14 protein-coding genes and 1 pseudogene are annotated in these 14,846 nt (G+C 64.5%); 4 read left to right on the plus strand and 11 right to left on the minus strand.

The features are described 5' to 3' along the window. The 3 genes and pseudogenes from MSIMFI_RS28415 to prfB all read right to left on the minus strand — a co-directional run. Positions 1-315, minus strand: a pseudogene (locus MSIMFI_RS28415) (hypothetical protein); the annotation flags it as partial. After that, a complete protein-coding gene (locus tag MSIMFI_RS21265; RefSeq protein WP_191499001.1) occupies positions 312-1,268 on the minus strand; it encodes a mechanosensitive ion channel family protein in 957 nt (318 codons plus the stop codon). The pseudogene MSIMFI_RS28415 and the gene MSIMFI_RS21265, both read right to left, overlap by 4 nt. Next, positions 1,258-2,373: a peptide chain release factor 2 gene (prfB, locus tag MSIMFI_RS21270; protein ID WP_191499118.1), complete on the minus strand. Its 1,116-nt coding sequence runs from the start codon at positions 2,371-2,373 to the stop codon at positions 1,258-1,260. The genes MSIMFI_RS21265 and prfB overlap by 11 nt, the downstream gene beginning before the upstream one ends. A gap of 114 nt (positions 2,374-2,487) precedes the next feature. Here prfB and MSIMFI_RS21275 point away from each other — a divergent pair, with 114 nt between their 5' ends. Continuing rightward, the gene (locus MSIMFI_RS21275) at positions 2,488-3,846 is read left to right on the plus strand and encodes an FAD-dependent oxidoreductase (RefSeq protein WP_191499119.1); all 1,359 of its coding nucleotides are present in this window, start codon (positions 2,488-2,490) and stop codon (positions 3,844-3,846) included. Positions 3,847-3,860: 14 nt separating this feature from the next. Here MSIMFI_RS21275 and MSIMFI_RS21280 read toward each other — a convergent pair whose 3' ends face one another. The 3 genes from MSIMFI_RS21280 to MSIMFI_RS21290 are packed head-to-tail and all read right to left on the minus strand — an operon-like array spanning position 3,861 to position 7,045. After that, positions 3,861-5,450, minus strand: a complete 1,590-nt coding sequence (locus MSIMFI_RS21280; RefSeq protein ID WP_191499002.1) for an FAD-binding oxidoreductase — start codon at positions 5,448-5,450, stop codon at positions 3,861-3,863. A gap of 10 nt (positions 5,451-5,460) precedes the next feature. Next, positions 5,461-5,664: a hypothetical protein gene (locus MSIMFI_RS21285; RefSeq protein WP_186242090.1), complete on the minus strand. Its 204-nt coding sequence runs from the start codon at positions 5,662-5,664 to the stop codon at positions 5,461-5,463. Between the two features lie 4 nt (positions 5,665-5,668). Continuing rightward, positions 5,669-7,045, minus strand: coding sequence for an HNH endonuclease signature motif containing protein (locus tag MSIMFI_RS21290; protein WP_191499003.1), 1,377 nt, complete (start codon positions 7,043-7,045; stop codon positions 5,669-5,671). A 142-nt stretch (positions 7,046-7,187) separates the two neighbouring features. On the opposite strand from MSIMFI_RS21290, the gene MSIMFI_RS21295 reads away from it, so the two are divergent. Continuing rightward, entirely contained in the window at positions 7,188-8,144 is a 957-nt protein-coding gene (locus tag MSIMFI_RS21295) for an Acg family FMN-binding oxidoreductase (protein WP_191499120.1), read from the plus strand. Positions 8,145-8,160: 16 nt separating this feature from the next. Then, positions 8,161-8,589: a pyridoxamine 5'-phosphate oxidase family protein gene (locus tag MSIMFI_RS21300; RefSeq protein WP_191499004.1), complete on the plus strand. Its 429-nt coding sequence runs from the start codon at positions 8,161-8,163 to the stop codon at positions 8,587-8,589. Here MSIMFI_RS21300 and MSIMFI_RS21305 read toward each other — a convergent pair. Together MSIMFI_RS21305 and MSIMFI_RS21310 are read right to left on the minus strand one after the other, a co-directional pair. Then, a complete protein-coding gene (locus MSIMFI_RS21305; protein ID WP_191499005.1) occupies positions 8,582-8,977 on the minus strand; it encodes a group III truncated hemoglobin in 396 nt (131 codons plus the stop codon). The two genes, MSIMFI_RS21300 and MSIMFI_RS21305, sit on opposite strands and share 8 nt — an antisense overlap. A 2-nt stretch (positions 8,978-8,979) precedes the next feature. Continuing rightward, positions 8,980-10,374 carry a WS/DGAT/MGAT family O-acyltransferase gene (locus tag MSIMFI_RS21310; RefSeq protein ID WP_191499006.1) on the minus strand — a complete coding sequence of 465 codons (1,395 nt, stop codon included), beginning with the start codon at positions 10,372-10,374 and terminating at the stop codon, positions 8,980-8,982. Between the two features lie 199 nt (positions 10,375-10,573). Between MSIMFI_RS21310 and MSIMFI_RS21315 the strand changes: the two genes are divergently transcribed. Beyond that, positions 10,574-11,569, plus strand: coding sequence for an Acg family FMN-binding oxidoreductase (locus MSIMFI_RS21315; RefSeq protein ID WP_191499007.1), 996 nt, complete (start codon positions 10,574-10,576; stop codon positions 11,567-11,569). Here the strand turns inward: MSIMFI_RS21315 and dosS are convergent. Genes dosS through MSIMFI_RS21330 form a run of 3 tightly spaced genes read right to left on the minus strand, consistent with a single transcriptional unit; the run spans position 11,549 to position 14,766 of the window. Then, positions 11,549-13,273 (minus strand): hypoxia sensor histidine kinase DosS/DevS, encoded by a 1,725-nt coding sequence (dosS, locus tag MSIMFI_RS21320; protein ID WP_191499008.1) that lies wholly within the window; start codon positions 13,271-13,273, stop codon positions 11,549-11,551. The two genes, MSIMFI_RS21315 and dosS, sit on opposite strands and share 21 nt — an antisense overlap. Beyond that, positions 13,270-13,926 (minus strand): hypoxia response regulator transcription factor DosR/DevR, encoded by a 657-nt coding sequence (dosR, locus tag MSIMFI_RS21325; protein WP_191499009.1) that lies wholly within the window; start codon positions 13,924-13,926, stop codon positions 13,270-13,272. The genes dosS and dosR overlap by 4 nt, the downstream gene beginning before the upstream one ends. Positions 13,927-13,962: 36 nt before the next feature. After that, a complete protein-coding gene (locus tag MSIMFI_RS21330; RefSeq protein WP_191499010.1) occupies positions 13,963-14,766 on the minus strand; it encodes a universal stress protein in 804 nt (267 codons plus the stop codon). Positions 14,767-14,846 lie beyond the last annotated feature (80 nt).

A 14,846-nucleotide genomic window follows, 5' to 3' on the forward strand; every position in this document is an offset into this window, starting at 1 on the left:
GGTGGTGGGTGGGGGCGACGTTGTCGTGGTCGGGATCCTCGTCATTGGGGGTGCCGGCTGCTCCACTCGGGTGCGGGGCACCCAGGTGTAGTTGGGGTCGGGCACGAAACCCGGCGGCACCACCTGAGCGGGTGGCGTGGTGTTGCGGGGCGGCGGCTCTTGCGGGCGGTAGGTCTCGTAAACCCACCACACTGCGAGGAACGCAACAATCAACGCCAGGGTCGAGGTGCGAACCCGCCCCCCAAACAGGTGGGTCGGCCAGCGCCGTTTCACGTCTTCGCGACGCTTGTTAAGGAGGTTCAGCGTGAACTTCACCCCTGCTGCACCGCGGGATCGTCAACAACAGCCACCCTCGCCTCGGCCGCGGTCACGATACCGGCGCGGGCAAGTGCGCGGATGACCAGCACTCGCAACTGTCGACCGGCCTCAAACTGCTTGCCGGGCAGCGTACGGGCCACCAGCCGCAATGTGACGGTGTCGATTTCGATGCGTTCCACCCCCATCACCGTGGGCGCGTCCAGCAGCAGCTCCCCCAACGCCGCATTGTCACGGGCGTGCTCGCATTCCTGGTGCAAGACCTCGTTGACCCGGTTGAGGTCGGCGCTGGTTGAGACCGGGATGTCCACCACCGCGCGTGCCCAGTCCTTGCTGAGATTGACCGATTTGACGATCTGGCCGTTCGGAACGGTGAACACCTCGCCGTCAGGGGAACGCAATTTGGTGACCCGCAACGTCACGTTCTCGACGGTGCCGGTCGCATCCGTCGTCGACCCCTGAATGGTGAGCTTGACGAGGTCTCCGAAGCCGTATTGCCGCTCGGCGATGATGAAGAAGCCAGCGAGCAGGTCTTTGACCAGCTGTTGGGCACCGAAACCCAGCGCCGCGCCCAGCACGGTGGCCGGCGCGATCAGCCCACCCACCGAAAATTGCAGGACGTCGCCGATCTGCATGATGACCACGATCGCGATGATGACGATCGATACCCAGGAGATCACCGACGCAACGGCCTGGCGGTGCTTGGTTGCCTCCGAGCGAACCAATGCATCACTTTCAGCAAAGCCGATGTCGAGCTGCTTGGTCACTCGTTGCGCCACCCAATTGACGAAGCGGGCCGCCAGCACCGCCGCGATGAGCAGCATGACAATGCGCAGACCCCTGGTGATGATCCATTCGCCGATCTGTCCACGCCAGAAGTCGTGCCAGCGCTGCGGCCAGGAAGCCCCCCAGAAGGCCCCAGCTACGGCAAGAACGCCTGCGTTAGTCGTCATCTTTTCGGTTGCGCCACCGGATGCCCGCTTCCAGGAACCCGTCGATGTCTCCGTCCAGAACGGCCGCCGGATTGCCCACCTCGTACTCGGTGCGCAGGTCCTTGACCATCTGGTAGGGGTGCAGCACGTAGGACCGCATCTGGTTACCCCAAGAGCTACCGCCTTCGCCTTTCAAGGCATCCAACTCGGCGCGCTCTTCTAAACGCTTGCGCTCCAACAACTTTGCTTGAAGCACCCGCATCGCCGCCACCTTGTTTTGTAGCTGCGACTTCTCGTTCTGACAAGTCACGACAATACCCGTCGGGATGTGGGTTAAACGAACCGCGGAGTCGGTGGTGTTCACCGATTGACCGCCGGGCCCGCTGGATCGGTAGACGTCGACCCGGATATCGCCCTCCGGGATATCGATGTGGTCGGTGGTCTCCACGACGGGCAGTACCTCGACTTCGGCGAACGAGGTCTGCCGTCGGCTCTGGTTGTCGAATGGGCTGATTCGCACGAGCCGGTGGGTGCCTTGCTCGACGGACAATGTGCCGTAGGCAAACGGCGCGTGGACGGCGAATGTGGCGCTTTTGATCCCGGCTTCTTCCGCATAGGAGGTGTCGAACACTTCCACGCCGTACTTGTGCTGTTCCGCCCAGCGGATATACATCCGCATCAGCATCTCGGCCCAGTCGGCGGCATCGACCCCGCCCGCGCCGGAACGGATCGTGACTAGCGCCTCACGCTCGTCGTATTCGCCCGACAGCAGCGTGCGCACCTCGGTGGCCTCGATGTCGGCGCGCAGCGCCTTGAGTTCGGCGTCGGCCTCGGCGAGCGCCTCGTCGGCTGCTGCGCCTTCTTCCTCTGCAGCGAGCTCGTAGAGCACAGGCAGGTCATCGAGGCGGCGGCGCAATTCTTCGATGCGCCGCAGCTCGCCCTGAGTGTGGGACAACTCGCTGGTCACGCGTTGCGCGCGAGCCTGGTCGTCCCACAGTTTCGGATCGGACGCCTCATGCTCGAGCTTCTCGATGCGGCTCTTCAGACCGTCGACGTCGAGCACCCGCTCCACTGTGGTAAGGGTGGAGTCAAGGGCGGCGATGTCGGCTTGACGGTCAGGTTCCACAGCCGCCCACGTTACCGTCATCAGCGATTAGCATCAGATCACCATCATGTGCACCCCGCGACTGCGATGCTCAGCCCCTCGCGCGCAGCCGGGCACGAACAGAAGGCTAACGAATTGCGTCCATACCACATAGCCATCGTCGGCTCCGGGCCGTCCGGGTTTTTCGCCGCGGCGTCTTTGCTGAAGGCCGCCGACAGTTCCGACGAGATCGATGTGGCCGTCGACATGCTGGAGATGTTGCCGACGCCCTGGGGTCTGGTGCGCTCCGGCGTGGCACCCGATCACCCCAAGATCAAATCGATCAGCAAGCAATTCGAAAAGACCGCCGAAGATCCGCGCTTCCGTTTCTACGGCAACGTGATCGTGGGCGAACACGTAGAGGCCGCTGAACTCGCCGAACACTACGACGCCGTGATCTACGCCGTCGGCGCGCAGTCGGATCGCGCGCTGAACATTCCGGGTGAGGATCTGCCGGGCAGCATCGCGGCGGTCGATTTCGTCGGCTGGTACAACGCACACCCACACTTTGAGCAGATGTCGCCGAACTTGTCTGGCGGTCGCGCAGTTGTCGTCGGCAATGGCAACGTCGCACTCGACGTCGCACGCATTCTGGTCACCGACCCCGATGAGCTCTCACGCACCGATATCGCCGATCACGCGTTGGAATCGCTACGCCCGCGCGGCGTGGAAGAAGTGGTGATCATCGGCCGGCGCGGCCCGCTGCAGACGGCATTCACCACGCTGGAGTTGCGCGAGCTGGCTGACCTGGAAGGGGTTGACGTGGTGGTCGACCCGGCCGAGCTCGACGGCATTACCGACGAGGATGCGGCAGCGGTGGGCAAGGTCTGCAAGCAGAACATCAAGGTGCTACGCGACTATGCAGTCCGCGAACCCCGCCCAGGACACCGTCGAATGGTGTTCCGGTTCTTGACATCTCCCATCGAGATCAAGGGGGACGGCAAAGTTGAGCGGATCGTGCTCGGCCGCAACGAACTGGTTACCGACGACAGCGGGTGGGTATCGGCCAAGGACACCGGCAAGCGCGAAGAGTTGCCGGCCCAGTTGATCGTGCGGTCCGTCGGCTACCGCGGTGTGCCAACTCCCGGGCTACCGTTCGACGACAAACGTGGGACCATCCCCAACACCGACGGCCGAGTGGATGGCCGTCGCAACGAATACGTCGTGGGATGGATCAAGCGCGGACCGACGGGTGTGATCGGCACCAACAAGAAGGACTCCCAAGACACCGTCGACACCTTGCTCGGCGATCTTGCCAACGCCCAGCTCGCAGATTTCCCGGAGGACCATGCCGACAAGCTCACCGACTGGCTGGCCTCACGCCAGCCGAAGCTGGTCACGTCGGCGCACTGGCAAAACATCGACAAGTTTGAGCGCGCGGCCGGGGAACCGCACGGCCGTCCGCGCGTGAAACTGCCGAACCTGGCCGAGCTGCTGCGCATCGGGCACGGCTGATCCGTCGCGGTCATCTAGTCGAGAAGCACCCCGGGGTTGAGAATCCCGGCGGGGTCCAGTTCGGACTTCACCGCCCGCAGCGCGGCCGCGAACGGGTCGGGGCGCTGCCGGTCGTACCAGGGGCGGTGGTCGCGGCCGACGGCGTGGTGGTGGGTGATGGTGCCGCCGGTTGCGCTGATCGCTTCCGAAACGGCGGCCTTGATCTCGTCCCACTGCGCGTCAAGGGAGCCCCACCGCCCGCCGGCGTAAACGCCGTAGTACGGGGCCGGACCGTCGGGGTAAACGTGGGTGAACCGGCAGGTCACCACACCGGTTCCGCAGACCCGCTCGATCGCTGCCCGCGCGGCATCCATCACCGCGGCATGCAGGGTGTCGAATCCGTCCCAGGTGCACGCGGTTTCGAATGTTTCTGCGATGATTGCGCGGCGCGCCAACGCATCTCGTTGGTAAGGCATCCGCAAGAACGCCGACCGCCAGGTTTTGGACGCGTCGGAAGCATCGTCTTCGGTTGTATCACTTTCGGTTTCGCGGCTGCGTCGTGCGGTGACAGTGCCGCCATGTTCGACGGCGATCTCCACAGCTCGGTTGAGCCAGGGGTCTATTGGGTGGTCAGCCGATTCGAAAGCCAGTACCAGCAACCCACCGGCTACCGGCGTACCGGCGTTGAGGAACGCCTCGGCCGGGTCCAGCAGCCGGCAATTAGCCGGGAAAAGCCCGGCCTGCGCGATCATGCGGGTCGCGGCGACCGCAGCGGCCCAATCCTCGAATGCCACCGACGCCGTGACCTGCCACCGCGGCCGGTCCTGCAACCGCATCCACGCCTCGGTAATGATGCCGAGCGCGCCCTCGGAGCCGAGGAACAACCGGTCCGACGACGGTCCGGCGCCGGAGCCCGGCAGCCGCCGAGATTCGCTGACCCCGGCCGGGGTAACGACCCGCAGCGATTCGGTGAGGTCGTCAATGTGCGTGTAGAGCGTGGCGAAGTGTCCGCCGGCACGGGTGGCCAACCACCCACCCAGGCTGGAGAACGCAAACGACTGCGGAAAATGCCGCAAGGTCAGATCATGCGGGCGCAATTGTTGCTCGATCCACGGCCCAAGCGCCCCCGCCTGGATGCGCGCGGCCCGGCTGACCTGGTCGATCTCGAGGACCGCGCTCATGACGGAGACGTCCACGGTGACCGCCGGCCCGTCGAAGCGTGGCTCCACGCCGCCGACGACTGAGCTGCCACCGCCGTAGGGGATCGCCGGAATCCCCTCACGCGTACACCAATCGAGCACGTCGACGACGTCTTGTTCGCGGCGCGGCCGCAGGATCAGGTCGGGCAGGTGGTCGAGGTGGCCCTGTAAGTTGCGAGCGACGTCGCGAAAGGCCTTGCCGCGCGCGTGTGCTGCCCGATCGACCGGGTCGGCGGAACAGATCGCGGCTAGCGACGGCGGCGGGGCAATCCGCGGCGCGACCAAACCGAGCTCGTTCGGATTCGGGGGCCGATGGTCGGTTAGGTCATGGCCGGGCAACAGCGTGGCGACTCGTGACTCCAGGTCTCGCGTCTCCTGCTCGGACAGCGCGTCCTCGACGGTGCCCCAACCCCACCAGGAACGCATGATGGCGCTGTCAGCGTTTGAGCACGACGAGGGCTCCGCCAGCGACCAGCAGCACGAGCGCCGCCGCGATCGCCCAGCCAGCGCCGGCGAGCCACCAGATGACACCCAATACCGCGATCGCGGGCGACAGCGCGAAGAGCACCAGTAGCGGGTGCTGCTTGATCACCTCGAGCGCGCTCTTCGCCCGGATCCGATCGATTTCCTTGCCTGCCATACGTTCAGAATGCCAGACAGTCGCCATCGTCTTCATCGTTGTCGCACAAAAGTCGTTCCGGATGGTGAAACCCGTTGATGCGAGGCTGCCCATAGTCGAGGTGCGGAGGCGGAATCCACTCGGTGTCGCCGTTGGCGTTTTTGCGGGTGGTCCAACCCGTTTCGGCCAGTGGGTGATGGCTGCCGCAGGCGAAGGTGAGGTCGCTGACGTCGGTGGTACCGCACTGGGCATAGGGTGTGCAATGATGCACCTCGCAGTAATACCCCGACACATCGCAGCCCGGTGCCGTGCAGCCACGCTCCTTGGCGTACAAGACAATTCGCTGACCCGGAGAGGCCAGCCGCTTCGTGTGATACAACGCGACCGCTGTGCCGTGGTCGAAAATGGCCAAGTAGTGGTGGGCGTGGCGGGCCAGGCGGATCACCTCGGACATGGGCAGCAGGGTGCCGCCACCGGTCAGGCCCCGGCCGGCGGCGGCCTCCAACTCTTGCAGCGTGGTGGTCACAATGATCGAAGCCGGCAGCCCGTTGTGCTGACCCAGCTTCCCTGAGGCCAGCAACCCGCGCAACCCGGTCAGCAGTCCGTCGTGCTGACGCTGGGCCTCGCTGCGGGTGTCGCGGCGCACCGCCTCCGGCGACGCTTCCCCGTCAACCGTCGGAATCTCATCTGCCGGGTTACACATGCCCGGGGCGGCCAGCTTGGCCAACACAGCTTCCAGGCTGGCCCGCAGCTCCGGGGTGAGCAGGCCGCTAATGCGTGACATGCCGTCGAATTCCTGATTGCCGATGCTGATCCCGCGCCGCCGTGCCCGGTCGTCGTCGCTGTAGTTGCCATCGGGGTTGAGGCAATCCATGAGCACCCGGGCGTATTTGGCCACCTGGTCGGGCCGATACTGGCTGGCCTTGTGTGCCAGGTCGGCTTCGGCCGCTTCGCGGGTGAACAGGTCCACCGCGTCGGGCAACCGCTTAAAGAAGCTGCGGATCTCATGCACGTGTCCCTGGCCGAGCAGCCCATCCCGCTGCGCCTTAGCGGTAGCGGACAGCCGCGCCGGCAACGGCTCACCGGTCAACGCCCGCCGCTCCCCCAGATCCTGCGCTTCGGCCACCCGCCGGCCGGCCTCGGCGCGGGTGATGCGCAGCCGGTCGGCCAACGCCGCAGGCAACCTTCCGCCCAGCTCTTCCTCGCTGGATTGTTCGGCGAGCTGGTTGATCAGCGCGTGCCCGGGCACCGGCAGCCGCCGTGCGATCCGTTCCAGTCGTTCCAGCAACGCTAATCGTTCCGGGGTGGTCAACACCTCGAACGTCAACCCGCACAACCGATCCAGCCCGGCATCGAGCGCGTCGAAGACCTCAACGATCTCCTCACGCGTACCCGAACCCATGCCTGCATACTATGAGCACCCACCGACAGAAATCCCCGCGCTGAAACCACTGAAACTAAAGTGATGCAAGGGGTTTGGCCGAGATGACCAACGGCCCTTCAGCCCCGCGTCAAACTTCTATACCGTTAGCAACGTGGACATTATGGTTCTCAAGAACGCAGTCCAGCTGGCCTGTCGGGCGCCGTCAGTGCACAACAGCCAACCCTGGCGATGGGTGTCGGAAAAAGGCGGTGTCCACCTGTTCGTCGACCGTCGCCGAACCGTCCCGGCCACCGATCATTCCGGCCGGGAAGCGATCCTCAGTTGTGGCGCTGTACTCGATCACCTTCGCATCGCCATGTTTGCCGCACGCTGGCAGGCCAGTATCACGCGCTTCCCCAACCCGAACAACCCCGACCATCTGGCGACAATCGAATTCAGGCCCGCCGATCACGTCACGGCAACGCAGCGAAACCGTGCTCGGGCGATCCTGCAGCGCCGAACCGATCGACTTCCCTTTGACCGTCCCACGTTCTGGGATCGGTTCGAACCGGTACTGCGTAGCACCGTCGATGGCAGCGTTGCCATGCTGGAGGTCCTCCCCGATGATCTACGGCCGCGATTAGCAGAGGCGTCGCAACTCAGTGAAGCCCTGCGACGTGACGACTCGTCCTATCACGCCGAACTCGAGTGGTGGACTTCGCCATTCGCACTGGCTCAAGGTGTGCCGCCGGGAACCCTGCCTTCGAAGGCAGAACGCCGCCGGGTTGACGTGGGCCGGGACTTCCCAGTCCGCAGCCACCAGGATCGGCGCAAGGAAATCACGTCCGACTACTCGAAAATCCTTGCGCTATCGACATCCGAGGACACCAGGACCGACGTATTGCGTTGTGGCGAAATGCTATCCACCGTCTTACTCGAGTGCACGATGTCCGGCATGGCGACCTGTATCTTGACCCACCTGATCGAATCGAGCCAGAGTCGCGACATCGTGCGAGGCCTGACCGGTCAGCGTGGCCAGCCCCAGGTCTTGATCCGCGTTGGAATTTCCCCACCATTAGAAGAACTTCCCGCCCCGACACCGCGGCGCCCGTTGCACACTGTCCTCGAGATTCGTTAAGTGAAAGGCTAATCCCATGACCGACGAGCCAGTTGCTGTCCTATCCGAAGACGAAAGTTGGCAGCGACTGAGCGGCGTCACCCTGGGACGGCTGGTTACCACCTTCGCCGGTGAGCCCGAAATTTTCCCGGTCAACTTTGTCGTGCAAGACCGGACCGTACTGTTTCGAACTGCCGAGGGCACCAAGCTATTTTCGGCCGTCGCAAGCAAAACTGTGGTATTCGAGGCGGACGATCATAACGTCGCCGAAGGCTGGAGCGTAATCGTCAGGGGACGCGCCCACATCCTGAAGACCGACGCCGAGATCCAGAAAGCCGAACGCGCACAGCTAATGCCATGGACCGCGACTCTCAAAAATCACTACGTGCGGGTAACCCCTTCCGAAATCACCGGCCGCCATTTCAAGTTCGGCCCGGAGCCAGACAGCAACGAGACCGCTACCTGACACCTGCACGGCCAGTCAGCCGGCGCTCCAGAGCGCCGGCAATCCTAATGGCCTGGACCTTCGCGCGCTCGGCAACCGGTCCGCGATACATCTCGTCGACCGTGCTATGCCAGATGGTCAGCCACCGGGCAAAGTGGCGATCGGTCAGCGGAGTCCGCTGGTGAACCGCTCGGTGAGCCGTTAGCGCGTTGCGGCGCTGGTTTCCGGGGTAGCGTCCGGCCCGAAATAACACAGTCTCCCAAAAGTCGCACATCGTTGGAATATGTGCATCCAATCCGATTTCTCGCACAGGCGCGAACGGCTCGACCAGGACATCGTCCACCAATGCCCGGTTGTAAAAGCGGCGCAGCAACGCCTCAACGTCGGCACGGTCGGTCAAATCACCCATCATCACACAACCAACGACAGCGGTCCGCGAGTGCGAGACGCCTTGCGCCGCTTGCTGATCGCCACCAGCCGCGCTACCGCGGCCTCGATTCCCCGGGCCAGCTCGTCGACGTCGGCCACCACGTCGTAGTCGGCGAGGATTCCGAAGAACAGGTCGTCGGCGTAGCTGAGCATCGCAACACCGGTCCGCAGCTGCATCGCGATTGGCGGGATCGGGTACACGCCAAGCACCCGCCTGCCCATGACTCGCAGCGGCCGGCGCGGGCCAGGCACATTCGTCGCCACGGTCACGACACCACGCTGCGGCAAACGAGTCAGCACCCCGATCGCCCATGCGGTAAGCACAAACGGAACACGATTCGCAATGGATACAAACGCATTTCCTGCCTGGCGCTGACCTCCAGCCTTGGCCCGACGCAATCGCGCGTGCACCGTGCGCAGTCGCTGCACTGCGTTCTCTTCGTCAACCGGCAAGTCCGGCAGCATCACCGACACCCGGTTATCAGCCTTGTCGAACGCGTCGGCCGAACGCACGGACACCGGCACCAAAGTGCGCAACGAATCGGCTCTGGGTCGCTGTCCCCGCGCCACCATGACGTTGCGAAAGCTCTCCGTAATCGCGGCAAGCGCAACGTCATTGACGGTGACGCCGAACGTCTGGCAGACCAATTCGATGTCAGCCAGCGGGACCCGCGCGCCGCTGTAACGACGCAGATCGCCGATCGGTCCATTCAGCGGCGACGCGGCCGGGCTCAATAGGCCGGCGGCGACCTCGCCAGCACCCTGGACCGCGTGGAACGCGCCTGCCACGACGGCCACCGACGTCTTCCACAGGCCGCCAAGCACACCCCATGGACCCGATGCCGCTCCACTCGGCTCTCCGGCGGCGCGAATGTGGTGCGCGAAGCTGTCGCTGACCCCGTCATCGGACAAGCCGGCGAGCATATGGGTGATCGCAATTCCATCGGCCATGCAATGGTGAACCTTGGTCAGCATGGCCCAGCGGTCCCCGTCGAGGCCCTTGCTGAGGCCTTCGATAACCCAGATTTCCCATAGCGGACGATTCCGGTCCAAACGCCGCGCCATCACGTCGGCAATCAACCGGAACAGCTCTCGGTCGTCGCCGGGATGCGGCAGCGCAACGCGGCGCACATGCCGGGCGATGTCGAATCCAGGATCGTCCACCCACTCGGGCGCACCGAGGTCGAATGGGCGCAGCCGTAGCCGCTGCCTCAAGCGAGGACACGCGCGCATCCGTTGCGCGAATGCCGACACCAGCGTGTCTTGGTCAGGCACCGGGCCTTCGATGAGCGCAAGCCCGCCGATCGCCATACTTACCCGGCGATCGGCGTCCTCCGCTTTGAGGAACCCGGCATCCAGTGGCGTCAGGTGGTTCATGATCTGTGCCCTTCCCAGGACCTTCCCAAGTTATCTGCTACTTGCAGTACCACTATCCGCCGGCAGGACCGGGTGTGGCAGGGCCAAAGGTCCTGTGCTGCCGGGGGCTTCGTCCTCTGCCGCCGCGAGCGTTGACGGACGATCCTGAAGTATGGCCGCAATCATCGATAGGAGGGCTTGCCCGACCAGAAAGGCAGAGATGAACGCCGATTTCCCGGACGCTGGCACCCTCCGCACGGTACTCACTCTGGCCACTCGTGCGCCCTCGATCCACAACACGCAACCGTGGCGTTGGCGGGTGAACGCTACGAGCCTGGACCTGTTCTGCGAACCGGACATGCAGCTGCAGAAAACCGATCCGGACGGGCGCGACCTGATCATCAGCTGCGGCATCGCGTTGCATCATTGCGTCGTCGCTTTGGCGTCGATGGGGTGGCATGCCAAGGTAAGTCGCCTTCCCCATCCCGACAACCCGTGGCACCTGGCCACCATCGAGGTCCGGCCCCACACTCCCGATCAGGTCGACATCGCGCTGGCCGCAGCCATACCGCGGCGACGCACCGACCGGCGCGCCTACAGTAACTGGCCGGTAGCCGGCGGTGATATTGCCCAGCTGGTTGCCCGGGCAGCCCGCAGTGGTGTCATGCTACGTCGGGTCGATGCCGTGGACAAAATGAAAGGCATTGTGGCGCATGCTGTTCGGGACCATGCAACAAATGAGGAATACCTTCGGGAGCTGACCACGTGGAGCGGGCGCTACGGTTCGGTGGCCGGTGTGCCGGCCCGCAGCACGCCGCCGTCTGACCCGCACGCCCCGATTCCCGGGCGACTCTTCGCCGGACCCAAGCTGGACCAACCGTCGGGCGTTGTACCAGAAGATGACTGCGCGGCGATCCTGGCACTGGGCACCGAGACCGACGACCGGTTGGCGCGGTTGCGCGCCGGCGAGGCCACCAGCGTCATCCTGCTGACTGCGACGGCGATGGGTTTGGCCTGCTGCCCCATCACCGAACCCCTTGAGATCGCCGAAACACGCGAGGCGGTCCGTGCCGACGTCTTTGGCGCCAGCGGTTACCCCCAGATGCTGCTCCGAGTGGGCTGGGCCCCGATCAATGCCGACCCGTTGGCCGCGACGCCCAGACGCACGCTATCCCGCGTCGTTGAGTGGCCCGCGCTATGGCAACAGCGGAGCTGACCAACGCAACAGTGTGCCACCCGCGTCGGGTATGTCCTCGATCGCGAAAACCCCCCCCGCTTGCTCTGCCCGCCGACGTAGGTTCGCCAAGCCACTACCGGTGAACTCCTCGGGCATGCCACGACCGTTGTCGATCACCTCGATGGTCAAGTTGTCGTCGACGGCAACCCGTACCGTCAATGTGGTGGCCTGCGCGTGGCGGACGGCGTTGCTGACCGCTTCTCGCACCACCGCCTCGGCGTGGTCCGCCAGCGCGCCGCCGATCACCGACAATGGCCCGACAAATTGGACAGTGGTGCGCAACCCCGAGTCCCCGAATTGGGCGACCGCCGCGTCGATTCGCTGCCGGAGCCGAGTGATGCCCTGTGACGTTCCGTGAAGGTCGAAAATGGTGGTACGGATTTCCTGGATGACACCCTGCAGCTCATCGACGGCTTCCGAAAGCCGCTGCTGCACTTCGCTATCGCGGGTCCGCGCAACGGTGCCCTGCAAGGACAAGCCGACGGCGAAGAGCCGCTGGATCACGTGGTCGTGGAGATCACGCGCAATACGGTCGCGGTCGGTCAGCACGTCGAGCTCACGCATCCGGCGCTGCGAGGTGGCCAACTGCCAGGCCAGCGCGGCCTGGTCGGCGAATGCGGCCATCATCTCAAGTTGTTCGTCGGTGAACGATCCCGGACTGCCTTGGCGCAGCAGAACAACGACACCGGCGACGGTGTCGGTGGCCTGCAACGGCAGCAGTAACGCCGCGCCGGGGTCGGCCAGCCCGTCCAGACCGACCAGCTCCAGCCGGTCGACCTGTCGCGGGGTGCTATTGACGAAGACGTCTCCAAGCGCGGTGCCTGCCACCGGGATGGTCCCCCCGGCAATGGAAACCACAGCGCTACCTAATGTTTCAATTACCAGCAACTCCGCCACCTCATCGGCGGGCATGTTTTCGCCGATCGGGATGGCCACGAGGGCCGCGTCGGCCGCGGTCAGTTTCAGTGCTTCCGCGGCGACAAGCCGGAACACCGAGGCGGGATCGGTTCCGGATAGCAATTCGGTGGCGATGTCTCGAGTGGCCTCGATCCACGACTGGCGCGCCTTGGCCTGCTGATAGAGCCGAGCATTCGCGATGGCGATACCCGCGGCAGCGGCCAGCGCCTGCACCAGCACCTCGTCGTCGTCGCTGAACGGCTGCCCGTTGGTCTTGTCGGTCAGGTACAGAGTGCCGAACGATTCGCCGCGCACCCGAACCGGTACCCCAAGAAAAGTCCGCATCGGCGGATGGTGCGCCGGAAAGCCGACTGACGCCGGATGTCTCGAAAGGTCGTCCAGCCGTAGCGGTTTGGGTTCGTCAATGAGCAGACCGATGACACCTAGGCCCTCGGGTAGGTGACCGATACGACGGACGGTCTCCTCGTCGATTCCCTCGTAGACGAAGTGCAGCACGCGTTTGTCCCGGTCGTGCACTTCCAGGGCGCCGTACCGGGCGTCAACCAGATTGGTCGCGGAATGCACGATCGAGCGCAGGGTTGCGTCCAGCTCCAGGCCGGAAGTAACCACCAGCATGGCGTCCAGCAGCCCATCGAGGCGGTCGCGACCCTCGACGATCTGCTCGACACGGTCCTGAACCTCAACGAGAAGCTCGCGCAGACGCAGTTGGGAAAGCGTTTGGCGGAGCGGACCCACGGCGTCTGATGCCCCATCGTCTCCCGTCATGGTCCATCACCCGGCGGCCGGGAACGCTTCAATTCCGTTGCGAATACCGCGGCTTGCGTCCGCCGCTCCATGCCCAGTTTGGCCAGCAGCCGCGATACGTAATTCTTTACCGTCTTTTCGGCCAGGAACATCCGGTCGGCGATCTGCTTGTTGGTCAGGCCCTCGCTGAGCAAGCTCAGCAGTGTCCGTTCCTGATCGGTAAGACCGGAAAGCGGATCCTGCTTTTCGGTGGCCGCGCCCCGCAGTTTCGCCATCAGCGCGGCCGCGGCTCGATTGTCCAGCAGCGACCGCCCGGCGCCCACTTCCTTGACGGCGCGCGCCAATTCCATGCCCTTGATGTCTTTGACCACGTAACCGCTGGCGCCGGCGAGGATCGCATCCAGCATCGCCTCGTCGGAGGTATACGACGTCAGGATCAGGCAACGCAGATCAGGCATGCGGGACAACAGATCACGGCACAGTTCGATGCCGTTGCCGTCGGGTAACCGGACGTCGAGTACCGCCACATCCGGGCTCGCCGCCGGAATCCGGGCCATTGCTTCAGCAACCGAGCCGGCCTCACCAACAACATCGAGTTCGGGGTCCGCGCCGAGCAAGTCGATCAGGCCGCGCCGCACCACCTCGTGATCGTCGACCAAGAAGACTGTTACCACCGCTTCTCTCCGGCCCCTCTCCCCGTATTTGGCTCCCTACAGGTTGCCGCAACGTACCGTCAGTACCGAGCATCCCGCGCCGTACGCACCGCAGAGGTCCTCCGCGGTGCGCGAGTCGGTCACGAAAAGCTGGCCTTCCTTGCTGGCGGCCAGATAGCGGCCAATACTGCCGCGGACCACCGTCGACTCGACCCGCACGTCGGGGTACAGCCTCGTCCAACGGGCCAGCCGGCGGCTCAGTTGCGCTTGCGCCAAACGGTTTACGTCACCGACATCATCGGGTGTCTCGGCAACATGTGCGCGGATTGCTCGCAGCGGGACTTCTCGCAGCCTGGCCTCCTCGAACGCGTGTCGCAGCACAGAACCATTGTCCACTTCCGCAACAATCGCGCTGACCTCGGGGGTTGCCGGCCCACCCGGTGGACGATGGATCACCGCCACCGGGCACATGGCCGACCCGGCCAGGGTCGCCGCGACGGAACCCCCGCCGCGGCGGGCATGGTTGAGCCCAATAGACCCGACACAGACCATCACCGCATACCTCGACTCCTGCATCAGCTTGGTGAGCGGCCTTCCCCACAGGATCTCGGTTTCGATCTTGACCGGTTTGCCGGTGTTCTCGACGGCTCGGTAGGCATCGAACAGCGCTGCACGAGCAGCTGCGTGTGAGCCTTCATCAACTGCTGGGCCGGCAGAGTCCAGTGAGTCGATGACGTATACGAGGCGCAGCGGGATGTCTCGGCTGACCGCCTCATCGATCGCCCACAGGGCCGCATGCGTTGCCGCCGTAGATCCGTCGACACCGACGACGACTGACGGAGCCGGATTGATGTCGCTCATTGCAGTCTTCCTTTCCCAATGCTCACCTCGTACGTTATTGATTTGGAACCCCAATCTCCCAGGGACATTGGTCCCCAACC

The organism is Mycobacterium simulans, from assembly GCF_900232995.1.
Lineage (GTDB): Bacteria > Actinomycetota > Actinomycetes > Mycobacteriales > Mycobacteriaceae > Mycobacterium > Mycobacterium simulans.